General features: G+C 58.4%; 25 protein-coding genes and 1 pseudogene. 8 read left to right on the forward strand and 18 right to left on the reverse strand.

Going from position 1 to position 22,519, the window contains the following annotated elements:
* Positions 1 to 32 precede the first annotated feature (32 nt).
* Entirely contained in the window at positions 33 to 791 is a 759-nt protein-coding gene (locus AC3WK5_RS00110; protein ID WP_103317284.1) for a sulfite exporter TauE/SafE family protein, read from the reverse strand.
* Positions 792 to 915: 124 nt separating this feature from the next.
* Between AC3WK5_RS00110 and AC3WK5_RS00115 the strand changes: the two genes are divergently transcribed.
* Positions 916 to 1,830, forward strand: coding sequence for a LysR family transcriptional regulator (locus AC3WK5_RS00115; protein WP_103317282.1), 915 nt, complete (start codon positions 916 to 918; stop codon positions 1,828 to 1,830).
* Between the two features lie 281 nt (positions 1,831 to 2,111).
* Positions 2,112 to 3,041 (forward strand): hypothetical protein, encoded by a 930-nt coding sequence (locus AC3WK5_RS00120; protein ID WP_103317280.1) that lies wholly within the window; start codon positions 2,112 to 2,114, stop codon positions 3,039 to 3,041.
* 173 nt (positions 3,042 to 3,214) lie between these two features.
* Here AC3WK5_RS00120 and AC3WK5_RS00125 read toward each other — a convergent pair.
* Positions 3,215 to 3,358: pseudogene (locus tag AC3WK5_RS00125) on the reverse strand (IS5/IS1182 family transposase); the annotation flags it as partial.
* Positions 3,359 to 3,383: 25 nt separating this feature from the next.
* Here AC3WK5_RS00125 and AC3WK5_RS00130 point away from each other — a divergent pair.
* Positions 3,384 to 3,698: a hypothetical protein gene (locus AC3WK5_RS00130; protein ID WP_256585241.1), complete on the forward strand. Its 315-nt coding sequence runs from the start codon at positions 3,384 to 3,386 to the stop codon at positions 3,696 to 3,698.
* A gap of 159 nt (positions 3,699 to 3,857) precedes the next feature.
* Here AC3WK5_RS00130 and AC3WK5_RS00135 read toward each other — a convergent pair whose 3' ends face one another.
* Positions 3,858 to 4,223: an SMI1/KNR4 family protein gene (locus AC3WK5_RS00135; RefSeq protein WP_103317278.1), complete on the reverse strand. Its 366-nt coding sequence runs from the start codon at positions 4,221 to 4,223 to the stop codon at positions 3,858 to 3,860.
* A 192-nt stretch (positions 4,224 to 4,415) separates the two neighbouring features.
* On the opposite strand from AC3WK5_RS00135, the gene AC3WK5_RS00140 reads away from it, so the two are divergent.
* Positions 4,416 to 5,519 carry a tetratricopeptide repeat protein gene (locus tag AC3WK5_RS00140; protein ID WP_103317276.1) on the forward strand — a complete coding sequence of 368 codons (1,104 nt, stop codon included), beginning with the start codon at positions 4,416 to 4,418 and terminating at the stop codon, positions 5,517 to 5,519.
* A 141-nt stretch (positions 5,520 to 5,660) separates the two neighbouring features.
* On the opposite strand, the gene AC3WK5_RS00145 is transcribed toward AC3WK5_RS00140, so the two are convergent.
* The 5 genes from AC3WK5_RS00145 to pcsA form a co-directional block, all read right to left on the reverse strand.
* The gene (locus tag AC3WK5_RS00145) at positions 5,661 to 5,978 is read right to left on the reverse strand and encodes a DUF7677 family protein (protein WP_103317274.1); all 318 of its coding nucleotides are present in this window, start codon (positions 5,976 to 5,978) and stop codon (positions 5,661 to 5,663) included.
* 195 nt (positions 5,979 to 6,173) lie between these two features.
* Complete coding sequence (locus AC3WK5_RS00150) at positions 6,174 to 6,584, reverse strand: hypothetical protein (protein ID WP_103317271.1); 411 nt, start codon at positions 6,582 to 6,584, stop codon at positions 6,174 to 6,176.
* Positions 6,585 to 7,128: 544 nt separating this feature from the next.
* Positions 7,129 to 8,160, reverse strand: a complete 1,032-nt coding sequence (gene ahr, locus AC3WK5_RS00155) for an NADPH-dependent aldehyde reductase Ahr (protein ID WP_103317269.1) — start codon at positions 8,158 to 8,160, stop codon at positions 7,129 to 7,131.
* A 212-nt stretch (positions 8,161 to 8,372) separates the two neighbouring features.
* Positions 8,373 to 8,774: a DUF488 domain-containing protein gene (locus tag AC3WK5_RS00160; protein WP_103317267.1), complete on the reverse strand. Its 402-nt coding sequence runs from the start codon at positions 8,772 to 8,774 to the stop codon at positions 8,373 to 8,375.
* 11 nt (positions 8,775 to 8,785) lie between these two features.
* Positions 8,786 to 9,505 carry a phosphatidylcholine synthase gene (gene pcsA / locus AC3WK5_RS00165; RefSeq protein ID WP_054597897.1) on the reverse strand — a complete coding sequence of 240 codons (720 nt, stop codon included), beginning with the start codon at positions 9,503 to 9,505 and terminating at the stop codon, positions 8,786 to 8,788.
* Positions 9,506 to 10,023: 518 nt separating this feature from the next.
* Between pcsA and AC3WK5_RS00170 the strand changes: the two genes are divergently transcribed.
* Together AC3WK5_RS00170 and AC3WK5_RS00175 are read left to right on the forward strand one after the other, a co-directional pair.
* The gene (locus tag AC3WK5_RS00170) at positions 10,024 to 10,722 is read left to right on the forward strand and encodes an AzlC family ABC transporter permease (RefSeq protein WP_103317265.1); all 699 of its coding nucleotides are present in this window, start codon (positions 10,024 to 10,026) and stop codon (positions 10,720 to 10,722) included.
* Complete coding sequence (locus tag AC3WK5_RS00175) at positions 10,722 to 11,033, forward strand: AzlD domain-containing protein (RefSeq protein ID WP_162491294.1); 312 nt, start codon at positions 10,722 to 10,724, stop codon at positions 11,031 to 11,033. The genes AC3WK5_RS00170 and AC3WK5_RS00175 overlap by 1 nt, the downstream gene beginning before the upstream one ends.
* A gap of 9 nt (positions 11,034 to 11,042) precedes the next feature.
* Here the strand turns inward: AC3WK5_RS00175 and AC3WK5_RS00180 are convergent, their stop codons facing one another.
* From AC3WK5_RS00180 to AC3WK5_RS00205, 6 genes are all read right to left on the reverse strand, one after another.
* Entirely contained in the window at positions 11,043 to 11,951 is a 909-nt protein-coding gene (locus AC3WK5_RS00180) for a MurR/RpiR family transcriptional regulator (protein ID WP_103317263.1), read from the reverse strand.
* Positions 11,952 to 12,071: 120 nt separating this feature from the next.
* Positions 12,072 to 12,836, reverse strand: coding sequence for an ABC transporter ATP-binding protein (locus AC3WK5_RS00185; RefSeq protein ID WP_019689777.1), 765 nt, complete (start codon positions 12,834 to 12,836; stop codon positions 12,072 to 12,074).
* Between the two features lie 18 nt (positions 12,837 to 12,854).
* The gene (locus AC3WK5_RS00190; RefSeq protein WP_103317261.1) at positions 12,855 to 13,967 is read right to left on the reverse strand and encodes a succinylglutamate desuccinylase/aspartoacylase family protein; all 1,113 of its coding nucleotides are present in this window, start codon (positions 13,965 to 13,967) and stop codon (positions 12,855 to 12,857) included.
* 9 nt (positions 13,968 to 13,976) lie between these two features.
* Positions 13,977 to 14,672 (reverse strand): ABC transporter permease, encoded by a 696-nt coding sequence (locus tag AC3WK5_RS00195; RefSeq protein WP_103317259.1) that lies wholly within the window; start codon positions 14,670 to 14,672, stop codon positions 13,977 to 13,979.
* Between the two features lie 17 nt (positions 14,673 to 14,689).
* The gene (locus AC3WK5_RS00200; protein ID WP_103317257.1) at positions 14,690 to 15,379 is read right to left on the reverse strand and encodes an ABC transporter permease; all 690 of its coding nucleotides are present in this window, start codon (positions 15,377 to 15,379) and stop codon (positions 14,690 to 14,692) included.
* 93 nt (positions 15,380 to 15,472) lie between these two features.
* Complete coding sequence (locus AC3WK5_RS00205; RefSeq protein ID WP_019689781.1) at positions 15,473 to 16,249, reverse strand: ABC transporter substrate-binding protein; 777 nt, start codon at positions 16,247 to 16,249, stop codon at positions 15,473 to 15,475.
* Positions 16,250 to 16,585: 336 nt separating this feature from the next.
* On the opposite strand from AC3WK5_RS00205, the gene AC3WK5_RS00210 reads away from it, so the two are divergent.
* Positions 16,586 to 17,371: a sulfite exporter TauE/SafE family protein gene (locus tag AC3WK5_RS00210; RefSeq protein WP_103317255.1), complete on the forward strand. Its 786-nt coding sequence runs from the start codon at positions 16,586 to 16,588 to the stop codon at positions 17,369 to 17,371.
* A 54-nt stretch (positions 17,372 to 17,425) separates the two neighbouring features.
* Here AC3WK5_RS00210 and AC3WK5_RS00215 read toward each other — a convergent pair whose 3' ends face one another.
* Positions 17,426 to 18,472 (reverse strand): class I SAM-dependent methyltransferase, encoded by a 1,047-nt coding sequence (locus AC3WK5_RS00215; RefSeq protein WP_054597889.1) that lies wholly within the window; start codon positions 18,470 to 18,472, stop codon positions 17,426 to 17,428.
* Positions 18,473 to 19,015: 543 nt separating this feature from the next.
* Between AC3WK5_RS00215 and AC3WK5_RS00220 the strand changes: the two genes are divergently transcribed.
* Positions 19,016 to 19,552 carry a DUF4174 domain-containing protein gene (locus AC3WK5_RS00220; protein ID WP_103317253.1) on the forward strand — a complete coding sequence of 179 codons (537 nt, stop codon included), beginning with the start codon at positions 19,016 to 19,018 and terminating at the stop codon, positions 19,550 to 19,552.
* A 320-nt stretch (positions 19,553 to 19,872) separates the two neighbouring features.
* Here AC3WK5_RS00220 and AC3WK5_RS00225 read toward each other — a convergent pair whose 3' ends face one another.
* From AC3WK5_RS00225 to AC3WK5_RS00235, 3 genes are read right to left on the reverse strand one after another with little or no spacing between them, the layout of a single operon-like run.
* Entirely contained in the window at positions 19,873 to 21,054 is a 1,182-nt protein-coding gene (locus tag AC3WK5_RS00225) for an acetyl-CoA C-acetyltransferase (protein ID WP_103317251.1), read from the reverse strand.
* Between the two features lie 23 nt (positions 21,055 to 21,077).
* Complete coding sequence (locus AC3WK5_RS00230; RefSeq protein WP_103317249.1) at positions 21,078 to 21,737, reverse strand: CoA transferase subunit B; 660 nt, start codon at positions 21,735 to 21,737, stop codon at positions 21,078 to 21,080.
* Positions 21,738 to 21,773: 36 nt separating this feature from the next.
* A complete protein-coding gene (locus AC3WK5_RS00235; protein ID WP_103317247.1) occupies positions 21,774 to 22,472 on the reverse strand; it encodes a CoA transferase subunit A in 699 nt (232 codons plus the stop codon).
* Positions 22,473 to 22,519: the final 47 nt, after the last annotated feature.

Consider the following 22,519-nt stretch of genomic DNA (forward strand, 5'->3'; position numbering starts at 1 on the left):
CAAGCATTGGATGCCTGTGGTTTTCTTCGGGTTCACACGAACAGGTCGTAAGACAGTTTGCTGATCAGGATCACCAGCAACACCAGGAACAGCGCCCGGACAAAGGGCACGCCTTTACGCACCGCCAGCCAGGTGCCGGTCAGCGCGCCGAGGATGTTGAATGCGGCCATGGGGAGGGCGATCAGGTAGAGCACGTTACCCGTGGGAATAAAGAAGATCAGCGCCGCGACGTTGGTCGCGATGTTCACCAGTTTGGCCGACGCCGAGGCATGCAGGAAGTCGAAGGCGAAGCAGCGGATAAACAGGAAGATCAGGAAGCTGCCGGTGCCGGGACCGAACAGTCCGTCGTAGAAGCCAATCGCACCGCCGATGACGATCGCCAGCAGTTTCTCCCGGGTGCCGATGTGCATGGGTTTGTGCAGGGCGCCGAAGTCCTTTTTCCAGAAGGTGTAGATCGCCATCAGCACGATCAACACCAGCACTGCCGGCCGGATCACCGACTGCGGGACGGACGACACCGTGGCCGCGCCGAAGAAGGACATGACAAAGGCCGCACAGGCAGCGGGAATCACCAGCCCCCAGTCGATCACCACTTTACGCACGAAAGACCGGGCTGCGAATGCGGTGCCGCAGGCTGCCGCGACCTTGTTGGTACCCAGCAGTGCCGCGGGTTGCGCCGTGGGCAGCACGTTGAACAGCGCAGGTATCTGGATCAGTCCGCCGCCGCCGACCGCCGCATCAATCAGGCCGGCAGCAAAGGCGAACACGCAAAGGATGACAATATCGATCATGAAATCAGGCCCTGACGATGAAGGAGTGGTGAAGGTCCAGCGGTGTGGATTGAGCGGGAAGGTTAACGGAACGGCTTTTTTTGTGTTGCAATGCCACATTGTGAAAAGTGCAACGAGGTGGTGAATGGCACTGGATATGTTGGGGGAACTTGAAGCCTTTGCGACGGTGGCTCGCAAGCGCAGTTTTGTCGCGGCGGCACGTTCTCTGGGGCGCTCCCCCAGTTCGCTGACCCGCGCTGTTCAAGCCCTGGAGGAAAGTGTCGGGGTCAAGTTGTTCAATCGCTCGTCCAATGCCGTGAGCTTGACCGAGGCGGGTGAGCGCTTGTTGCCCCACGCCTACAAAATGCTGGATCTGCAACGTGAGGCGGATGAAGACCTGGCCGGAATCAGCGGCCAGGCCTACGGCTGGGTCCGCTTTTCCGCCCCCGAGTTTCTCGGCCACGGGGTATTGCCCCGGCTGATCGCGCAGTACGGTGAGCGTTATCCAGACGTGAGCGTCGATGGGATTTTCACCGATGACACCATCGACCCGGCCAAGAGCAAACTGGACTTCTCGATTCGTGGCGGGTATCCGCAATCCAGTGACCTGATCGGCTTTGCGCTCTGGAGTTATTCACGATACCTGTACGCCAGCCCCGGGTACCTGGAGCGGCGCGGGACACCCGACTCCATCGAAGCGCTGGAGGCGCACTCGCTGATCCTGCACACGGCGCCGCGGATTCTAAAAGACTGGAATTTTCGCAGTGAGACGCAGGCCATCAGCTTTCGGGCCGATCCCAAGTTTCGCTTCAACTCCGGTTCGGCGGTGTTCCAGGCGGCCCTGGCGGGCGTCGGCATCGCCCGTCTGGCGGACTGGATCGCAGAGCCCGAAGTGGAAGCGGGGCGCCTGCTTCGGGTCTGTCCCGAATACACGCTCACCTCCAGCAGCGGCGAAAGCCCGCAGATGCACGCGGTGTACCCGGCCGGGAATCTGCCGCTGCGGGTGAAGTCGTTGTTGCAGATGATCCGTGGCTTTGGCGAAAGCCTGGACCGAAAGTAAGCGTCTGCGCAACACCTCTTGCTCATGTTCAGCGTTTGTCTGGGAGAAGAAAATCTACCTCGTAGATCCCCCGTGCCGCGCGGACGGTGGCAGAACCTGGGCTGTTCACTGTGTCGTCTTCGAAGTCCACTCCCGGATCTACCGGCCAATCACCTGTAAGTCGTTGTAAGAAAAAAACAAACTGACAGTGGCAGCCTCTCAAAAGGTGGCCTATACATGGACAGGCTGGCAAACATAAGTGCCAGCGCCTTTCCAATTTGATCAGACAAGGAGTCCGATTTATGGCTACAGAACTGGACGCGTTGCTCTCAAGTATTCGCGACTGCAAAACCTACGACGCGGTAAAAAATCGCCTCGCTATCATCACGGAAAAAAAGGACGCGGCTACTGACCCGGATGTGGTGCGGGCGCTGCGGGATGCCCAGGTGTATGCACTGGTTTGGGGAGTGCTAATCGTCGCCTTCGACAAGGGGGCGCCCATCGTCGCCTTCGACAAGGCCCGCAAGGCACTCGCTGCTGCCAAGAAAGCGAACGTAGACAACGACGCGCTTGAAGCTGCCTACACCGCCTACGAGGCAGCCTGTACCGCCTACCACGAGGGCCAAGGTGCTGGCAACGATCTCATCACCAGCGCCATCAAATCCGTAACCGATGACGCAGCCAAGGCTGCACCTGGTAAGGAGGGCATTGATGCGATTGCCGATGCTGCCGCTGCCGAAATGGCCTCGAGCGACGCCTACCATTACCTCGCAAGCCAAAGCACCATCTATTCTTCCGAAGAACTTGGTGCGGACCCTATGCGGGAGTACTACAACAAGAAGCGGCAGATCAGAAATATCCTCAGCCCCGTCAACACGGCTTGTGCTGCTTATGTCAATGAGTATGTCACCCGTGCTCAAGTGGCGGCCCACCTCAAGCAATCACTCAACCGGTATCTGCTCGTCTGGCGCGTGAAAAAGAGCGGAGGCGGGAATCCACTGGCCGTACAAGGCATACTGGAAAGCATCGATGAGAAGAACGGGACGTTCGTGCTGAAATGCACTACCTATAAAGGTCGGCGCGACACGGTTTCGTTTTCCGACATAGGAACCATCGATACATCACGGACGGGCTCAGGGGCACTATCCAGTGCAATCACACCCGACTGGAGGAACGTAGACCTGGGGAAATGGGTTCGCTCCGACGAATATTACAAATACAAAAGCGCTTAATGCCTGCATAGCGTAACCCTTCACGACAGCGACCGGAGCTAGCATCCGGTCGCTGTTTCTTCGAAACCCGTCCGCTTGGCGTAAGCGTCCGCCCAACTCACCTTGCGTAAGTTAGGCCGGCATCCACTGATGCGGTAGCAGTTGCCTGATCTCACTGGCCCCCTTTTACCCTTGTCAAAACCCAGATTGACCAGGTCGAGTTCGTCGACAAAGACGTCAACTACGCGCACCGGATTGGTATCGCTGACGTAGTCGTCGAGGCTCTCGGGAAGTAAGGTGCTTTGACCTCGATGTTCACCTTGAATAAAGCGCTTCACGAGGCGATCCTCCTATGGAACCCGAATGCCGGATGCTACTTTGAAGATAGTGAAATCTACTCGCTTTGATGATGTCGACCACGATATTGGATATGAATACCGTGGTTATAACTACGACATTCAGAATGAAGAGGATGTGTTTCTGATCAGAATTTACGATGACGAACCCGGACAGGCAACGGTAGTACGTCCGACTTCGATGTCTAAAAACGGTAGCCTTAGAAAGCTTGTTGAGTTCTTACAATCCGAGCTGGGAGTGTTCAGGATCTCTCTTTACAAGGGCGATTTGGGGAGCTACGCCGAGATCGATCTTGATAGCTTGGCATTCTGCTCCGCCTGAAGTCGGCTGCGAGAGAGTGCCAGGCGTTTTTACACTGGCCACAATCTCGATGATCGCATTGGGTCGATTTCGGCCATTCGTGACTGGTAAAAATCGTGCGACCGGAAGAAAACGGCCAGCAGCGGACACTTGGAATGAATTGCAGATATCGTACAGACACTACTCAAGGGCTATGCAGACCTGTTCGAACCAGGCGGCAAAGGTTGGCCAATTTTCGTCTGTACTTCCGTTATGTGACCAGTATCGAACAACTCCAGCCCGCGATATGCAGAAGTAGTCGCTGTTGTCTTCAATGAAAGGCAACCAATCCCGAGGCACGCCCTGGGCCCAGGCGGCTTCGGCAATTTCAAAGATATCCAGATGGCTGCATCCCCCCAAAATCACCGCTGGTTCAAATGCGGCGTTTGCGACATCGCTGCCACCTTTCAGGAAGTGGATATATTCATCGGGAAAGCGAAAATCGAGCCTGCTCTCTGCGTCAGAAATTTCAGCATCTGTTGGAATACGGAAAGGATTGTCTGTCATTCGTTCAAGTCCAAGTGTTGATCAGTATCGTGCGGTGGGCGATAGCTTATTCAATCAGAGAGTGTAGAAGTCCGCTTTGGGTCGGTTTCAACCGGTTGTGGCAGGCAAAAATCGACCAGATGCGGGCACTCATAGGCAGTACGTAGAAGCATCGATACACTTCCCGCTCACCATTCATGAACGGATTCGAAATTGCGCCGGTCCTTAGTTGCTCTATTTCTCAGCCTCGTGGCATTTCTTCTTGTTTCTTTCGTTGTCACCCTGTGGCGAAGCCCTTACAGCCTCACTGTCTTGATCGCCTCAGCCTATGAGGAGGGCCTGGTAGTTGGCCGCAACCCTGGCAAAGCCGCAGACTGGTACTTACGTGCAGCAGAAAAAGGGGACCGTGTCGCGCAGTACAAGCTCGGCATCATTCAATATTACGGTCGAGGTATCGACGTTGATCGACCAAAGGGGCTTCAGTGGATAACTGAGTCGGCCGATCACGGGAACGCAGACGCCCAGTATTATATGGGTGTTGCAAGTATTGCGGGCCTGGATATGCCGACGGACGTTGCCCAAGCTGCGACATGGTTCAGCAAGGCTGCAGAGCAAGGTCATGCCAAAGCTCAACGACAACTAGCTACCCTTTATTACAAAGGTAACGGAATTGAGGCAAACGACCAGCAGGCTTTCAACTGGGCTAGCAAGGCAGGCGCTCAAGGCGATGCCGAGGCTCTAACGCTACTAGGTACTCTCTATTTCTTTGGTAAAGGGATTCCAGCAGACCCTCAACACGCGGTGAAATTGCTAACCCAAGCGGCCAATGCCGGCGATAGCCTTGCGTTCGAAATGTTGGGAGCGGCCACTTTACATGGCACTGGCACCCCCAAAGACCTACCCGCCGCATTGCATTGGTATACCCGCGCTGCCGATCAGGGCCGGGTCAACGCACAGTTCGTCCTCGGCTACCTCTACAGTAGTGGCGGTGATGTGCCAGTGAACTATCCACTGGCGAATCGTTGGTTGTTGCAGGCGGCCACTCAAGGAAACGCTGTGGCGCTAGTTACCCTCGCCATTCATCTCGATAATGGGCAGGGCATCAAAAGTAACAAGCTCAAGGCTTGCGGATTATTGCGTGTGGCGCTCAAACAGACGCTGCCGAGCGATATTGCAGACCCCATGCGCATGCAGCTTGAGAAGGAAGAGAAAGCGCTTTCGCCGCAGCAACTGGCTGAAACATTGGCTTTGGAAAACCTCTATTCAAGTCCGGCAGGTCTCAGGGAACTGCAAGGTGATCTGACCAGCGAACAGTAAGAAGCGGCGGCCGCTCAGCCAAGCGCTAGACCACTAGCTGTCATATACAAGGAGTTATCGCTCAAATGCCTGTGTTTCGGTGGAGAAAGAGTCACAGGCATCTGCTTCGGGTCCCTCGTGTCTGCGAGCTAAAGCCATTTCTTAGCGTCCGAGTGAGGGCGGTCCATAGAACTCAGTTTCCCAGTCTTCAAGAGGCGGCGTTACTTTGAACGATGGGTCGCAGTATGACCTTAAGTAGTCAGTCGCTCTTCTTTGGGCGTAGGTGAAATTTAGCACCTTGCCTTCACTGTCCATCTCTATTACGTTCGCGAATATCGCGAAGACCATCTCAATTGCACTCGGCTCAGAGCCATAAATGTCGAGGTACTCCACGTTTTCAAGCATGTAGTGGCTTCCACTTGCCATGAAGTACGCAAACGATCGGAGTGCTCCACTGAAATCATTACTTAGCTTCTTCATGTACATTTTCTTTTAGTAAATATTCTGGATTTAACATGCTTCATGTTCAAGCATCTGCTTTTTTACCGTTTTATTGCGGTCGAGACAGGCCGGAACCGATCTAAAACGGCCCATCGCGAAAAGCAGCTAATAGCCATTTCGTTGAGATGTGCCGCAAATGCCAAGTAGTAGACAGAGTGCGTCCAGGTAGATTCGTCATTGTTTTTGGAGGCTCTGGCATCCAGGACGATGCAGCCCCGCTGCGTCCCGCCAGTACAATGTTTCTTCGAGCTGGAAGCTTATCAGGAAGAGGGACGAGCACATCTGAGCGATGGATTGGGCTATTTTGTCCAGATCTTCCATAGCAGACTGCCCCTCCGGCTCGGGGCCTTTGATTCTGATGCTACAACGCATAGCAACACGGAAGTCGATGCCCTTCGTATTCTCAGCATAAATCCTAGAGTCCGTGGTTACGCCATCGGTACTCAACGTTAGTCCCGAGATAAAGGTAGCTTCCAATCTGTCGCCAGCAACGATGATTTCCCAGGCACCAGCATTATTTAAGGCTTTCCCCAGTATCGGGGCTGTGAGTGCACTATCCGCTTCCAGGCACAGATCAAGACTCATTTGAAACCCTTCTTCTTGTGTGAACATTTGCACAAAATTTTTTGAGTACGATTGTCGCAGCAGTGTATTGGTCGGCGGTTCGAATGTCTGCTCCTGGCCGATATCTGCGCTTTAGGGGGGCAACTAATGGCCGAGGGTGTGTAAAAACGTTTTTGAGCACGACAGGCACTCAAAACTGGACGGGAAATCGCGCTTCTACGCGAAATCCACATCTGCTGACGGGTCGATAAATTTCAGATTAAACGTAGACGCGCACACTTCAATTTTGGCGAAGCGTTTTTACACACTCTGGGCCGATTGCTGCCTGTCGCGAGGGGATGTAACCGGCCCAAAGCGGATGTCTCTCGCGAGACAAAACGCGTCTTAAACCATAGCTTCCCCCCTTTAGTTTTTTACACCCCCCGAAGTTTCTCGATGATCCCAAACCATCCATTGACGAATCGTGCGAGGCAAACGGAGAAGTCGGTGCCTTCTCCGTTCGAGCCAGTGAAGGGGGGAGCGCAGTTTAAAGGCGCGTACGGGCGTCACCCCACGCGCCATTCAGTCATTTACCGGCATCCAGCACGATGCGATAACGAGCCTTGCCACTGCGCAGGTGATCGATGGCTTCGTTGACTCGGCTCATGGGGAAGTGCTCGACCTGCGGCAGGATTTGATGGCGTACGCAGAATTCCAGCATGGTCGCTGTGGTACTGGGCGAGCCGACCGGCGAGGCGGACAGGCTCTTTTGTTGGGGAAGCAGATTGAACACGTGCACTGGAATCGCGCCAGGCACGGCGCCAACAAAATGCAGGCGGCCCTTGCCGCGCAGGGTTCCGAGCATGGCTGGCCAGTCGAGGTCGGCGTTGGCGGTGACCAGCAGGAAATCCAAAGTGCCGGCGATGGACTTCAGCGCGTTACTGTCGGTCGAGGCGACTACGTTGTGCGCGCCCAGGCGCCTGGCTTCGTCCTGCTTGCTCAATGACGAGGTAAAGGCCGTGACTTCGCAGCCCCAGGCGTTGAGGAAGCGCAGTGCCAGATGACCGAGGCCGCCGATGCCCACCACGCCGACTCGGTCAGTGGGCTTGACGTCGAATTCCACCAGCGGGTTGAACACCGTCGAGCCGGCGCAGAACAGCGGGCCCGCCATGGCCGGGTCGAGTCCGCTCGGTATTGGAAGGGCCCAGGCCCAGTGCGAACGCAGGCGGTCGGCGAAGCCGCCGTTGCTGCCGACTATGGTGGGTTGGACGGTGCCGCACAGATGGTGGGAGCCTCCGATACACGAGGAGCAATGCATGCAACTGCCCTTGTACCAACCAATGCCCACCCGTTGCCCCACGTCGAGACCGCGTACCTGTGCGCCGACTCGCACGATACTGCCGACGACTTCGTGGCCGGGGATAAAGGGATACTGGCTGATGCCCCATTCGTTATCGATCAGCGACTGGTCGGAGTGGCAGACGCCGCAATACTCCACGGCGACTTCTACTTCCTCTTCCCCCAATGGACCAGGATCGTAGCTATAGCGCTCCAGTGGCGCGCCGGCTGCCGTCGCGGCCCAGCCGGTGAAGGAAGTGAGTATGTTGTTAGCGCTCATTGGATACCTCCAGATCAGGAGACGAGGGTTTGGCACCTCAGGTGCCGCGGCAGAGCCAGGGAAGTGTAGCGTATCGCTTGCCGTCGTCCGGGTTGCCGACAGATGCTCTTCAACTGTCTCGCCTGGATACATCTCCCATCGACCGGTTGAATCCACAGCCGAACTCTGCCGCTCACATCCCGTCGCCAACGCCCCTCGAAGCAAACAGCCAACTACACCTCTTCAAGCGCTGCAACCTGTGCCCCGCGAGCAATCAACAACTCCCGCAACACCGAGCGATGGCAGTGGCGTTCTTCCTTGCAGTAGCAGCCGATGGTCAGCGAGGTTTGATGGGACAGGGCAGCCAGCAAATCGAGCAGTTGGCTAGGGGCAGGGTGGTTCATTTCGGCCTTGAATTTACGTCGAAAGGCTTCCCAGTCTTTTTCGTCTTCCGCGGCTTTGGCTTCTGTTACCAGCTCTGCGCTGGGCGACAGGACGGGGAGCCAGGTGTCGTAGTAGTCGCGGCTGGCGAATTCGGCTTTCGGAACGCCGCGCGGTGGGCGGCGGACAGTGCCCAGGCGCAGCCCTTCATGGGGTGTTCGGGGTGTGCCCAATTGCACGATATGGATAGGCATTCATGCCTCCATTAATGATGACTGCGCTCAAGCCAGTCTGCGGCCGAGCGGCAGATGCAGATCCCCAGAAAGTAAGCTGACATCGCCAGCCACAGCCCCATGACCCAAGGGTTGGCGGTCGGATGGTTGAGGACCAGTGACAGGCTGCACAGCAACCAGATGGACGTCACGGCAATGTTGATCGGCATGAACCGCCGCACCCGAAACGGGTGCAGGAACTTCATCCGGGTCACCGTCAACAGCGCCAGGCCGATAATGGTCAGCAGCGTCAGCCAGGGTGTCGGCGCAATGATGTAGAGGCACAGGGTGACGACGTTCCACGCGGCGGGGAAGCCCTGGAAGTAATTGTCCTTGCTCTTCATGTTGACGTTGCAGAAGCAATAGAGCGACGAGACCAGGATCACCGAGGTAGTCAGCAGCGGGGTATAGGCTGGCAAGTCGATGTAACGGTAGATGAACAGGGCCGGGATGAACACGTAGGTCAGATAGTCGATGACCAGATCCAGTATGGAGCCGTCGAGATGCGGCAGTACCGTTTGCACATTCACCTTGCGCGCCAGCGCGCCGTCCACACCGTCGACGATCAGCGCCACGCCCAGCCACAGCAGGCAGGCCCTGGGCTGGTTATCGAACAAGGCGAGGGTCGCCAGGAAGGCGGTCACCACGCCGGTTGCGGTAAAACCGTGGGCGCCCCAGGCTTTAAGCGTGGCCATGCGTCGGGTCGTTATCAAGGGGGCGTTCTCCAGCAAATGATACGGGCCAGTTGCTACTACCGACGGGGTCACCGGCAAACCTGGCTAGGCTCTGTACGAAAACTGCCTGCGCGTCGACCAGACTGCGTTAAAAACAGGCTCGGACGAACGGAGTGAGAACGTCCGAAGGACGGCCCGAAGGGGCCGCGCAGCGGATAATGCTCATTTAGGCCCCTAAAGTCGGGTGCGACCCCAGCCGTTCCTCGCCTGTTTTTGCCTTGCCTGATCGCCGCTCGGCGAGTTTTCGTACAGACCCTGGGCTGCACCTATCGACCGGCTATCCGGCGATAAGGTTCACCTGCACTCAAACGACCCGAAGTCGACACCCATTAAAAATAGACCATCTCCTGTCGTTGCCATGTATATCGAGCAGTACTTTTTACCGGCCAGTGCTCAATCACCTGCCTGCGCCTGGATGTGCAATTACGCAAGATTGTTCAAGACAGGGGGCTGATCGGCTGACACAGTTGGCGACCTTTCCTTCGTTGTAGAGCGCTATGTCTGACAATCTATTGCCGCGCAGTGCTTTCTTGCGCGGTGCCGCTGCCGTCATGCCCTTGTCCCTGGCGACTGCGCCATGGGGGCTGTTGGCGGGTTCGATGGCCATTGAGGCCAACCTCACTCCACTGCAAGGCCAGGGCCTGTCGAGCATCGTCTTTGCGGGTGCTGCGCAGTTGGTCGCGATCGGGATGCTCAAGGGCGGCGCCGGGATTTTCTCGATTCTGCTGACCACCTTGCTGCTGACCTCGCAACACCTGCTGTACGGCATGAGCATGCGTCCGGTGGTTTCGCCGTTGCCGGGTCGCTGGCGGGTGGGGCTGGGCTTTTTGCTCACCGACGAGCTGTTCGCGTTGACCAGTCAATTTGACCAACGGCAGTTCAATCGCTGGTACGCCCTCGGGGTGGGCCTGACCTTTTATGTCGCGTGGAATCTCTTCACCCTGGCCGGGATTGTGCTGGGCAGCAGCATTCCGGGCCTCGAACACCTGGGCCTGGATTTTTCCATCGCGGCCACGTTTATCGCGTTGATCACCCCCGTGGTGCGCAACGTCCCGACGGTTGTCTGTGTGGCGGTGTCGCTGTTCTGCTCGGTGCTCTTCAATTATTGGCACTGGGGCTCGGCGCTGGTGCTGGCCGGCTTGCTGGGAATGAGTGCCGGGTTTGTCTGCAACAAGTTTTATGGAGCGCGCACATGATGGTCTGGGCGGTTATTTTCGGAATGGGCATGCTGGTTTTCCTCAACCGCTATGTGTTCCTTGAACCACGGTTGCCCGTGCGCCTGAGCAGCAACGCGCGGCAATTTCTCGGATTTGCGGTGCCGGGCATGCTCACGGCGATCTGCGGGCCGATTGTGTTCATGCCCGACCATCAACTGAATCTGCAGTACGACAATCCGTATCTGATCAGTTCACTGGTCGCCATCGGCCTGGTGCTCTACACCCGCAGTACCCTGATCAGCATGCTGTTGAGCATGGGCTTCTTTTTCCTGCTGCGCTGGTGGCTGTGACCCGCCGTCTCACTTTTTCGGGGTTTTGCTGCTGCCGGGAATGTGCAGGTAATTCATCACGCTTTCGGTGAGTTCGGTCGCCAGCTTCACCGCCTCTTTGTTACGCGCCATCACGCCGGCAACCAGGCCTTCGATCAGTGCCAGTACCGCGATATTGGAACTGGTCAGCACCGGGTGGTCGGCCGGCGCAAACAGCACGTGCTGAGCAATGTGGGTCAAGGGTGAGGCGGGCGAGTCGGTGATCGCCAGCACCGTCGCGCCACGCTCATGGGCAAAGCGCGACAGTTGCAGGGTGTCGAGGGAATAACGCGGCAGCGAGATCGCCAACAGCACGTCCTGATCGGTAATTGCAGCCAGTCGATAGGCGGCGTTTTCGTTGCCGCCTTCCATGCTGATCGCCGTGGCGTCGGCGCAGAAAGGCATCAGTGTCGAGGCCGCGAGACCGGCCATGTAGACACTGTTGCCAAACCCGAGGATGTAGATCTTGCGCGCCTCGATCAGGCAGGTGACCACGGCTTCGAAGGTGTCGGGGTGATTGTTGGTGCCAGCGGTGCCGAGGTTGCTGGTGGCGCTCTGGATCTGCTCATGCAGCCCGAACGCACCACCGGGGCGGTGCGCCAGCTCGTTACGCAGTTTGTCCACCGGGGAGACCATCTGCTGCAAGGTCGCGACCAGTTCGGCTTTCATGCCGCTGTAACCGCCCAGGTCCAACGCCTTGGCCAGACGGTTGACCGCCGCTGGTGAGGTGGAGGTTTCATGGGCCATCTCTTCGATGGTGAGTGTCGCGGCTTTCAGCGGATGACGCAGGATGAAGTCTGCCACCTTGCGCAGTGACGGCTGCAAGTCGGCAAGAATTTCTGCCAGTTTGCGCATGACCGGCGCGGCGTAGACCGTGGTGTTTTTCGAAGGAGTAGGCATAACCGGCTCAACATCCGCAGGAGGTTGGAAGGGACCAGGTCTGGTCCCTGACATGAGTGCGCGCCAGTGTATCCGAAGCCGACCGTTGGCGTGCAGCACCCGGAACGGTCGGCAAGCGGCTTACTTCAGGCTGCCGGCCAAGAACTGCTGGAGGCGTTCGGACTGTGGGTTGACCAGCACTTCACGCGGGTTGCCACGTTCTTCGACCTGACCTTTGTGCAGGAACACCAGTTGGTTCGACACCTCCCTGGCAAAACCCATTTCGTGGGTCACCACCACCATGGTCCGACCTTCCAGGGCCAGGTCCTGCATGACTTTAAGCACTTCGCCGACCAACTCCGGGTCGAGCGCCGAGGTCGGTTCATCGAACAACATCACTTCCGGCTCCATCGCCAGCGCGCGAGCAATCGCCACGCGCTGCTGTTCGCCACCCGACATGTGCGCCGGATAAGCGCCCATGCGATGGGCCACGCCGACCTTGTTCAGGTAGTGCTCGGCCTTTTCCCGGGCGAGTTTCTTGTCCAGGCCCAGCACATGCACCGGCGCTTCCATGACGTTTTCAAGGGCGCTCATGTGCGACCAGAGGTTGAAATGCTGAAACACCATTGCCAGCCGCGAGCGCATGCGTTGCAGCTGTTTTGGCTCGGCGGCCTTGAGTCCACCGGTCTTGTTGGCGACCAGTTTCAGCTGCTCGCCATTGAGCAGGATGTTGCCCGAGTTGGGTTGCTCCAGCAGGTTGATGCAACGCAGGAAGGTGCTTTTACCCGAGCCACTGGAGCCGATGATACTGATCACGTCGCCGGCTTTGGCTTCCAGGGACACGCCCTTGAGCACTTCGTGGGTGCCGTAGCGTTTGTGCAGGTCCTGAATTTCAAGTGTGTTCATGGTGTCGATTCTCTTGAGTCAGTCGCTGAGCAAGCGACCCTGGCGAATGGGGGTAGAGCCTGCGACCTTGGCCAGCCACAAACCCGGTTGGGCAAAGCGCAGGCGTTCGCGGGCATAAAGAATGCCGTCGGTGCTGGCCTTCACCACGCTGTGACGATCGGTCAGCGGGTCGAGCACTTCGAACAGCGGGTCGCCGACCGAGACCCGGGCACCCAACGGTTGCAGAAAACTCACCACACCGGGGTGTGGCGCATAAGCGTATTGCGCACCGGCGAAGGGCGTCGCATCGCAGCAGGTGGCCGGCGCGTCTGGCCAGTCGCCGCTGATCAGGCCCTGTTCGGCCAGGTAGCCGAGGATCTGTTCGGCACTGGCCATGCACGGTTCACGTTCGGTGTCGGCCATGCCGCGCAGTTCGATGGTGGTCGCCACGCAGGCCAGTGGAATGTTCGCCAGCGGGAACAGTTCGGCCAGGCGCAACCAGGGAATAGCGCAGGCTTCATCGAAGGCATTGCCGCCAGCGTCCTCGGCCAACAGCACGGCACCGGCGTTCAGGCGTGCAGCCAGTGAGCGCAGGCGTGGCCAGTTTTGCGGCAGCGCATACAGCAACATGATCGACTCGAAATCGCAGTGCAGGTCCAGCACCACATCAGCATCGCAGGCGTGCTGCAACAGCAGGCGGCGCAGGCCGTCGAGTTCCGATTCGGCCAGCGGCATGTCGGCAATGACCTCGATCATGGCACGCCGGATCAGCGCCACATTGGCCTCGGCATCCTTGCCCAGTTGGCCTTTCAGGTGCACGGCCACGGCTTCGGCCAGTTCCGGGAAGTCACGGTTGAAGTTCTTGCCGCTGTTGAATTCGAAGCGTCCCTGATGGGTGGCCTGGAACATTTGCCCGATGCCGATCGGATTGGCCATCGGCACCAGTTCGATCACGCCGGTCAGGCGGCCTTGTAATTCCAGCTCGCGCAGACGGCGCTTGAGTTCGACGGCGACGCGCATGCCGGGCAGTTCGTCGGCATGCAAGGACGCCTGGATGTAAGCCTTGCGTGAGCCGCTGCCAAATCGAAACAGCGACAGCGTGCGTTCAGTGCCGCAGGCGCTCCAGGGTAGAACGTAGTGAATGTGCTCCATGGGATTTCCTTAGTGCTTGCGTGGGGCCAGGTACGCCAGCCAGTGGCGTTCGGCGAGCTTGAACAGACGCACGAGAATGAAGGTCAGGACCAGGTAGATCAGGCCGGCAGTGATGAACGCTTCGAACGGCAGGTAGAACCGCGAGCTGACCGTGCGCGCCGCACCAGTGATGTCGACCAGGGTGACGATCGACGCCAGGCTGGTGGTCTGCAGCATCATCAGCACTTCATTGCTGTACTGCGGCAACGCCCGGCGCAGGGCCGACGGCAGCAGAATGCGGCGGTACAGGGTCAGGCGCGACATGCCCATCGCCTTGGCGGCTTCGATCTCGCCGTTGGGGGTGGACTTCAGACTGCCGGCCAGCAGCTCTGCGCTATAGGCACTGGTGTTGATCGCAAAGGCCAGGCAGGCGCAAAAGGTCGCGCTGGACAGGTACGGCCAGAGCACGCTTTGGCGTACCGCTTCAAACTGTGCCAGGCCGTAATAGATCAAAAACAGCTGCACCAGCATCGGCGTGCCACGAATGGCGTAGGTGTAGAGCCAGGCCGGGAAGTTGATCAGCGGCGAGCGGGAGACGCGCATCAACGCCAGCGGAATGGCCAGCATCAGGCCAAAAGCCAGGGAAATCAGAAGTACTTTTAGGGTCAATAACGCGCCACTGAAATACAGCGGCAGGTTTTCCCAGATCAGGTTGTAGTCGAGCATGGTCGGTTCGCTCCCACTCACAGAACGGCGGCTTTGATGCCGACCGAGTAGTGTTTTTCCAGTGCGCGCAGCACCAGCAACGAGACGCTGGTCAGCACCAGGTACAGCGCCGCCACCGCGAGGAAAAACGTAAAGGGTTCGTGGGTCGCGTCGGCAGCGTTCTTGGCCTTGAACATCATGTCCTGCAGGCCGATCACCGATATCAACGCCGTGGATTTGGTCAGCACCAGCCAGTTGTTGGTGAAGCCGGGAATCGCGAAGCGAATCATCTGCGGCACCAGAATCCGCCAGAACACCTGGGCGCTGCTCATGCCATAGGCCGCACCGGCTTCAGCCTGACCTTGCGGGATCGCCATGAAGGCACCGCGAAAGGTTTCCGAGAGGTAGGCACCGAAAATGAAACCCATGGTGCAGACACCCGCCACAAACGGGTTGATGTCGATGTAGTGGGTGTAACCGAGCCCGAGGGCGATGCGGTTCACCAGGTCCTGGCCGCCATAGAAAATCAGCAGAATCAGTACCAGGTCGGGGATACCGCGAATCACTGTGGTGTAGCCTTCGCCCAGCGTCGACAACCATTTGAGCGGCGAGAGGCGAAACGCCGCGCCGATCAGGCCCAGGGTAATGGCCAGTGCCATGGAGCTCAGAGCCAGATTGATCGACAGCCAGGCGCCATCGAGAATGCTCGATCCGTAGCCGTGAAGCATGATGAAGTTCCTCACCCGAAGCACCGGCAGGCGCGCGGGACCAGCAAGAAAAGCGGCGTCGGCGCAAGGCCGACGCCAGCGTTACAGGAAGGCTTATTCGCCGTAGATATCGAACGCGAAGTACTTGGCCATGACCTGCTGGTACTTGCCGTTGGCACGGATCGCATCAATCGCCGTGTTCAGGCGTGCCGCGTTCGCGGTATCGCCTTTGCGCAGCGCAATCCCGGCGCCCCGGCCGAAGTATTTCGGATCATTGATGTCCGGTCCTACCAAGGCGAAGCCGTTACCGGCCGGGGTCTTGATGAAGCTCTCGTTGGTGTTGACGATGTCGGCGAGGGTGGCGTCCAGGCGGCCCGAGGCCAGGTCCAGGAAGGCTTCATTCTGTGATGAGTAACGCACCACCTCGACGCCGGCGGGCGCCAGTTGCTCGGTGGCGTAACGGTCGTAGGTGGAGGAGCGTTGCACACCGAGTTTCTTGCCTTTGAGATCGACCTTCGGGTCATTGATCGCCTGGCCGGCCTTCGCCGCGAACTTGCCGGGGGTGTGGTAGTACTTTTCGCTGAAGTCGACTGACTTCAGGCGGTCGTCGGTAATCGACATCGACGACAGCACCGCGTCGATCTTGCGCACTTTCAACGAGGGGATCATCCCGTCGAATTCCTGGATGACCCACTGGCATTTGATCTTCATTTCTTCGCACAGGGCGTTGCCGATGTCGTAGTCGAACCCGCTGATATTGCCTTCCGGGGTCTTGAAGGAGAACGGCGGGTAGGCGGCTTCGATACCGATACGCAAGCTGTCTTCGTCGGCGTGGGCCAGGGTGCTGACGGCGCAAAATGCCAGAGCAGCCAGAAGTCCGGTCTTGTTCATATTGTTGACTCCGTGGATAGGGTGTTTGGGGGTGAATGCCTTCCGGTCTGGCGAGGGGGTGCAGCGGGTTGCGTGTCCATGGAATGTATAAATGACACGTTTTATTTCATAAATCAAATGTGTGAAAATAAAAATATCAAACAGGCTGCTGTTTCAGCCAGACGGTCATGGCGCAACAAGGAGACAGTGCCCTGACGGCACAAGGAGGATTGGCGGCTACGGTTGATGGCGGGAAGTTATAAAGTCAGATCATATTGGTATAAGTGGTTATAAGAAAAATCGCTATGCTGACTGCCAGATTTTTAAGTCGTCGCGCTGGTTTTGTAAGGTATGGCAATGGACTTCGGTAATTTGGGTTTTGTAGTCGCAGGCTTGGTTGTCGGGTTCGTTGTTGGAATGACCGGTGTAGGGGGTGGCTCGTTGATGACGCCGATCCTTCTATGGTTCGGCATCAACCCGGCCACCGCCGTCGGGACTGATTTGTTGTATGCCGCGATCACCAAGTCCGGTGGTGTGCTGGTTCATCAAAAGCACCGGAACATCGACTGGAAAATTACCGGCTGGCTGACATTGGGCAGTGTGCCTGCCGTTGTCATGACCTTGTTGTTCCTGAAATACCTCAACACGGATCCGCACGCGACCAATGCCGTTATCAAGCAGGCGTTGGGCTTTGTATTGCTGCTGACGGCGCTGGCTATTTTCTTCAAGCGCCAGCTCTTGGCGTTTGCCCAAAAACATGCGGGCGACCATTACCACCTCAGTAACCGGAACCTGAACCTGCTGACCATTGTCACGGGCGCGATACTCGGTGCGATGGTCGCCTTGACCTCCATCGGAGCCGGCGCACTGGGGACTGTGGCGCTGTTCATCCTGTACCCGTTCCTGGCAACCAAACGCCTGGTCGGCACAGAAATCGCCCACGCCGTACCGCTGACCCTGGTTGCGGGACTGGGGCATGCGAGCATGGGCAATATGGATTGGCACCTGCTGGGCTTTCTGCTGATGGGGTCGTTGCCGGGGATCTATATCGGCAGTCACCTGACCGGGAAAATTTCCGACGGTGTGTTGCGTCCTTGCCTGGCCGTCATGCTGGTGTTCATCGGCTACAAATTGGTGTTTTGATCCAGGCCGGGCGCTGTTCCTTCAGCGCCTGACACGGGATGTCACCTACAGCACTTATTTACGCGCCTCCAGAATCAGGTTGAACGGTGTCTCTGCTGCCCGGCGGAAATGCGTGAATCCGGCCTGGGTGAATACATCCCGCAGCCGTGCTTCCCCCGCTTGAGCCCCGAGCCCCAGGCCGACTTCCTGAGACAACGAGTTAGGCGTGCAGATGAACGTAGACGCGGCGTAGAACAGCCGTCCTACCGGAGTCGCGTTTTCGTCGAGATGGTCATTGGCATACGGCTCCACCAACAGCACCGTCCCGTCGGGCTTGAGCGCCTGATAGGCGTGTTTGGCAGCGCCCACCGGGTCGCCCATGTCGTGGAGGCAATCGAAGTAGCAGATCAAATCGTAGTCATTGCCCGGAAAGTTCTTGGCGGTACTCTGAACGAAGCGAGCACTATCGGCCACGCCACCTTCTTCAGCGCGTTGGGTAGCAGTGGTGATGGACGGCGCGTGATAGTCGAAGCCGACAAAATTGGAGGCGGGGAACGCTTTGGCCATGACCACCGTTGAAGCGCCGTGGCCGCAACCGACATCCGCGACCTTGGCCCCGGCTTTCAGTTTGTCCACCACGCCTTCAAGCGCAGGTAACCACTCGCCGACCAGGTGTGCGCGGTAGCCGGGTCTGAAGAAGCGTTCGGTGCCTTTGAACATGCAGCTGTGGTGATCGCCCCAGGCGAGGGCACCATTGCCACGCATGGCGGCGATCAGTTTGTCTTTGTCATGGTAAAACGAGGCAATCACTGCGGCGCCGCCCGGGACATAAACCGGTGAGTCCTCGATCGCCAGCGCCAGGGCTTGTTCTTCTGGCAGGCGGAATTTTCCGTCGACGTGCTCCATGTAGCCAGAGGCTGCGTGAGCACTGAGCCATTCGCGCAACAGTCGTGCATTGCAGCCAGTCTTGCTGGCCAGTTCTTCAGGGGTGACAGGCTGGCTGTCGGCCATCGCCCGGTACAAACCGAGTTCATCGCCCAGGATCATGTTCGCGAGCATCGCTGCGCCGCCCATGTCGGAAACCACCTTGCCCATGAAGTCATTGAGTTTGGCTTCGTCCATAACTGCTCCTCCTGAAAAAAGACCACCGGTGAAGGAGGGCGTGTGCAGAGGCAGCAACCTTTCAGGCGGCAGTCAGATGGATGATCAGGGCGACACGGCAGGCGCGTTGTGAAGCCAACCGTCTGCCACGCGAATGCCCGGACACACAACATGTCCGGGCGAGTTGGACGCGAAAACGTCGTCCTGCATGACGTCACTGTGGGGCAGTGCCCCACAGGACGATTACGAGTAGCCATTGGCTCCAGCGTCATGGGCGGGTTTCTTCGACAAACCCGCTGCTTACGGACCCGGATTTGGCAACGTCCCCCCTATGGGGGACAAATAAAAGTGTAGTACGCGATAAAAACCTGCGCCGTGTGTTTTGGCCTTGGCGGTGTGAGCCTGGACAAACTAAATGGCCTAAACCCGTGTCGCGAAATTCGGTTGCGGATTAAGCCCGCTCGCCTAAGCTTCGCAGCATGGCGATAGAAATTTCAGGCGACGGAACTGGATCTTTCGCCTTGATGCGCAATCATAAAGTGTGGAAATCAAAAGGAGATGCGCATGCTCATTCGGTCACTGACCCTTGCAACTCTGCTCGCTGTCGCCGGCCCTCTATTCGCCGCCGACAACGACACGCCCCTGGCCCAGGAACGCGGCAGGACCCGGCCGCTGATTGTCATCGCTCCCAGCAGCATCGACCCGACACTGGTCAGCCTGAAAAAGTCCCTGGCGGAACCGGCCAACAGCCAGGCCTTCAAAGAACGCAATATGGTGCTGTACACCGTGGTCAACCTCATGGGCCAACGTGACGGCAAGGACCTCGATGCGCAAACCACCATGGCGCTGATTCGCGAGTTGAAACTGGGCGTCAGTGGCGAGACCAAGGTCATTCTGGTGGGCAAGGACGGCGAGAAAAAACTCGACCACCTCGGCCCGATCGAGGCCAAGGATCTGTTCGCCACCGTTGACCAGCTTCCAGCTGCTGAGAAAGAGGCAGCACCACCTGCGCCGCCACCCGTAGAGGCTGCGCCGGTCAAGGGCGGAAAAAAGGGCAAAGGAGCAAAACCGGCAGCGCCACCGCAACCTTTGGATGATTGATCAAACCTTTGGATGATTGATCAATTGTGGCGAGGGAGCTTGCTCCCGCTGGGTCGCGAAGCGACCCTAAAGCCAGTCACCGCGAGCATTCAGATGGAACGCGATTGCCGGATTACGACCGCTTCGCAGTCGAGCGGGAGCAAGCTCCCTCGCCACAGGTTTTGTGTTCGACGCGCTTTTCTCTTAATGGACGGGTTCCTGGAAAAACAGTGTTCGCGAGGCAAAAAAAGACCCGGCGCCACCGAAGTCGCGCCGGGTGTGTTGCCAGTCAGCGAGCGGATATCGTGGGTCCGCACGCTGACTGTTGAACCCCTGCGGGTTTAGGCCCGCTCGATTGCCAGGGCCACGCCCTGACCACCACCGATGCACAAGGTGGCGAGGCCTTTCTTGGCGTCACGCTTGATCATTTCGTGCAGCAACGACACCAGCACCCGGCATCCCGACGCACCAATAGGGTGACCCAATGCAATGGCACCGCCGTTGACGTTGACCTTGCTGGCATCCCATTCCAGCTCTTTGCCGACCGCCAGTGACTGCGCGGCGAAGGCTTCGTTGGCTTCGATCAGGTCCAGTTGATCGAGGTTCCAGCCGGCCTTGTCGAGGCAGCGGCGGGTCGCGGAAACGGGAGCAATGCCCATGATCGCCGGGTCGACGCCGGCATTGGCGTAGGCGGCGATTTTTGCCAGCACCGGCAAGCCCAATTGCTTGGCCTTGTCGGCGCTCATCAGCAACACCGCAGCGGCGCCGTCATTGAGCGAAGAGGCATTGCCGGCGGTGACGCTGCCGTCTTTCTTGAAGGCCGGTTTGAGCTTGGCCAAAGACTCGGCAGTAGTCTCGGCGCGCGGTTGTTCGTCGACCGCGAAGGACAGCGGATCACCTTTACGCTGCGGGATCAGGATCGGCGTGATCTCGTCGGCAAAACGCCCGGCTGCGATAGCCGCCGTGGCTTTTTGTTGCGAAGCGGCGGCGAACGCATCCTGCTCCTCACGGGTCAGGTGGTACTTGTCCACCAGGTTCTCGGCGGTGATGCCCATGTGGTAGTCGTTGAACGCATCCCACAGGCCGTCGCTGATCATGCTGTCGACCATTTTCGCGTGGCCCATGCGCAGGCCGGTGCGAGCAGCCGGCAACACGTATGGCGCCAGGCTCATGTTTTCCATGCCACCGGCGATGATCACCTCGGCGTCACCGCAACGAATCGCTTGCGCACCCAGATGCAAGGCCTTGAGGCCCGAGCCGCAGACCTTGTTCAGGGTCAGCGCCGGTACGGCGTGGGGCAGGCCGGCGAGGATCGACGCCTGGCGCGCCGGGTTCTGGCCGGAGCCCGCGGTCAGCACCTGACCGAGGATCACTTCATCGACCTGATCCGCTGCCAGACCGGTTTTTGCGAGCAATTGACGAATCACCGCGGCACCGAGTTCCGGTGCCGGGATGCTGGCCAGCGAACCCTGAAAACTGCCAATGGCGGTACGAGTGGCGGCAACAATCACAACGTCTTGCATCGAATTTCTCCTCAGGGGACGGTTCAGGCGAACTGCATTTCCGGAACATGCTCGGGAACGATCAGTTTACCAGCGGTCTTGCTGACGATTTCCTCGACGCTCACACCGGGTGCGCGCTCCTTGAGGATGAATGCGCCGTTTTCGATTTCCAGGTAGGCCAGATCGGTCAGCACGCGCTTGATGCAATTGGCACCGGTCAGCGGCAGGCTGCAATACGGCAGCAGTTTCGATTCACCGTCCTTGGAGGCGTGGGTCATGGTCACGATGATGTTGTCGGCACCGGCCACCAGGTCCATCGCGCCGCCCATGCCCTTGACCAGTTTGCCGGGGATCATCCACGAGGCGATGTTGCCCTGTACGTCGACTTCAAATGCACCGAGTACGGTGAGGTCGATGTGGCCGCCGCGGATCATCGCGAAGGATTCTGCAGACGAGAAAATCGAGGCGCCAATGCGCGCGGTGACGGTCTGCTTGCCGGCGTTGATCATGTCCGCGTCGACTTTATCGTCGGTCGGAAAGGCGCCCATGCCGAGCAGGCCGTTTTCCGATTGCAGCATGACTTCCATCCCTTCGGGGATGTAGTTGGCAACCAGGGTCGGAATGCCGATGCCGAGGTTCACGTAGTAGCCGTCTTTCATTTCGCGGGCGACGCGCTGAGCCATTTGTTCGCGGGTAAGAGCCATTTTTTTATTCTCCACTGTTCGGGCTTGGGGCGAGGATCACTTGCGCACGGTGCGTTGTTCGATACGTTTTTCGAACGTGCCGCAGATGACCCGGTCGACGTAGATGCCTGGGGTGTGGATCTGTGTAGGGTCCAGCTCGCCGGGTTCGACGATCTCTTCGACTTCGACCACGGTGATCTTGCCGGCGGTGGCGGCCAGCGGGTTGAAGTTCTGCGCGGTGTGGCGGTAGATCACGTTGCCGAAGTGGTCGGCTTTCCAGCCTTTGACGATGGCGAAGTCGCCGGTGATGGACTCTTCCATCAGGTACGGACGGCCCTTGAATTCACGGATTTCCTTGCCCTCGGCGACTGGCGTGCCGACGCCGGTGGCGGTGAAGAACGCCGGAATGCCAGCGCCGCCAGCGCGCATTTTTTCCGCCAGGGTGCCTTGCGGGGTCAGCACGACTTCAATCTCGCCGCTCAGCAGTTGCTTTTCGAACAGGGCGTTTTCGCCAACATAGGAGGCGACCACTTTGCAGATCTGGCGGTCCTCCAGCAGGACGCCGAGGCCAAAACCGTCGACGCCGCAGTTGTTGGAAACCACGGTCAGGTCACGGGTACCTTTGCGCTTGATCTCGGCGATCAGGTTTTCCGGAATACCGCACAACCCGAAGCCGCCAGAGATCACGGTCATACCGTCTTCGAGGCCTGCCAGAGCCTCCTCATAGGAACTCACGCGCTTGTCGAAACCTGCCATATGCACCTCTTTTATTCTTTGTGGGCGGCTGGCTAGCCGTATGGGGT

The sequence above is a fragment of the Pseudomonas sp. FW306-02-D09B genome (genome assembly GCF_058782685.1).

What these genes read in the sequence shown, in the direction of transcription:
- AC3WK5_RS00110 (WP_103317284.1), bottom strand. Translation starts at nt 791, where the DNA reads ATGATCGATATTGTCATCCTTTGCGTGTTCGCCTTTGCTGCCGGCCTG.
- AC3WK5_RS00115 (WP_103317282.1), top strand. Translation starts at nt 916, where the DNA reads ATGGCACTGGATATGTTGGGGGAACTTGAAGCCTTTGCGACGGTGGCT.
- AC3WK5_RS00120 (WP_103317280.1), top strand. Translation starts at nt 2,112, where the DNA reads ATGGCTACAGAACTGGACGCGTTGCTCTCAAGTATTCGCGACTGCAAA.
- AC3WK5_RS00130 (WP_256585241.1), top strand. Translation starts at nt 3,384, where the DNA reads ATGCCGGATGCTACTTTGAAGATAGTGAAATCTACTCGCTTTGATGAT.
- AC3WK5_RS00135 (WP_103317278.1), bottom strand. Translation starts at nt 4,223, where the DNA reads ATGACAGACAATCCTTTCCGTATTCCAACAGATGCTGAAATTTCTGAC.
- AC3WK5_RS00145 (WP_103317274.1), bottom strand. Translation starts at nt 5,978, where the DNA reads ATGAAGAAGCTAAGTAATGATTTCAGTGGAGCACTCCGATCGTTTGCG.
- AC3WK5_RS00150 (WP_103317271.1), bottom strand. Translation starts at nt 6,584, where the DNA reads ATGAGTCTTGATCTGTGCCTGGAAGCGGATAGTGCACTCACAGCCCCG.
- ahr (WP_103317269.1), bottom strand. Translation starts at nt 8,160, where the DNA reads ATGAGCGCTAACAACATACTCACTTCCTTCACCGGCTGGGCCGCGACG.
- AC3WK5_RS00160 (WP_103317267.1), bottom strand. Translation starts at nt 8,774, where the DNA reads ATGCCTATCCATATCGTGCAATTGGGCACACCCCGAACACCCCATGAA.
- AC3WK5_RS00170 (WP_103317265.1), top strand. Translation starts at nt 10,024, where the DNA reads ATGTCTGACAATCTATTGCCGCGCAGTGCTTTCTTGCGCGGTGCCGCT.
- AC3WK5_RS00175 (WP_162491294.1), top strand. Translation starts at nt 10,722, where the DNA reads ATGGTCTGGGCGGTTATTTTCGGAATGGGCATGCTGGTTTTCCTCAAC.
- AC3WK5_RS00180 (WP_103317263.1), bottom strand. Translation starts at nt 11,951, where the DNA reads ATGCCTACTCCTTCGAAAAACACCACGGTCTACGCCGCGCCGGTCATG.
- AC3WK5_RS00185 (WP_019689777.1), bottom strand. Translation starts at nt 12,836, where the DNA reads ATGAACACACTTGAAATTCAGGACCTGCACAAACGCTACGGCACCCAC.
- AC3WK5_RS00190 (WP_103317261.1), bottom strand. Translation starts at nt 13,967, where the DNA reads ATGGAGCACATTCACTACGTTCTACCCTGGAGCGCCTGCGGCACTGAA.
- AC3WK5_RS00195 (WP_103317259.1), bottom strand. Translation starts at nt 14,672, where the DNA reads ATGCTCGACTACAACCTGATCTGGGAAAACCTGCCGCTGTATTTCAGT.
- AC3WK5_RS00200 (WP_103317257.1), bottom strand. Translation starts at nt 15,379, where the DNA reads ATGCTTCACGGCTACGGATCGAGCATTCTCGATGGCGCCTGGCTGTCG.
- AC3WK5_RS00205 (WP_019689781.1), bottom strand. Translation starts at nt 16,249, where the DNA reads ATGAACAAGACCGGACTTCTGGCTGCTCTGGCATTTTGCGCCGTCAGC.
- AC3WK5_RS00210 (WP_103317255.1), top strand. Translation starts at nt 16,586, where the DNA reads ATGGACTTCGGTAATTTGGGTTTTGTAGTCGCAGGCTTGGTTGTCGGG.
- AC3WK5_RS00215 (WP_054597889.1), bottom strand. Translation starts at nt 18,472, where the DNA reads ATGGACGAAGCCAAACTCAATGACTTCATGGGCAAGGTGGTTTCCGAC.
- AC3WK5_RS00220 (WP_103317253.1), top strand. Translation starts at nt 19,016, where the DNA reads ATGCTCATTCGGTCACTGACCCTTGCAACTCTGCTCGCTGTCGCCGGC.
- AC3WK5_RS00225 (WP_103317251.1), bottom strand. Translation starts at nt 21,054, where the DNA reads ATGCAAGACGTTGTGATTGTTGCCGCCACTCGTACCGCCATTGGCAGT.
- AC3WK5_RS00230 (WP_103317249.1), bottom strand. Translation starts at nt 21,737, where the DNA reads ATGGCTCTTACCCGCGAACAAATGGCTCAGCGCGTCGCCCGCGAAATG.
- AC3WK5_RS00235 (WP_103317247.1), bottom strand. Translation starts at nt 22,472, where the DNA reads ATGGCAGGTTTCGACAAGCGCGTGAGTTCCTATGAGGAGGCTCTGGCA.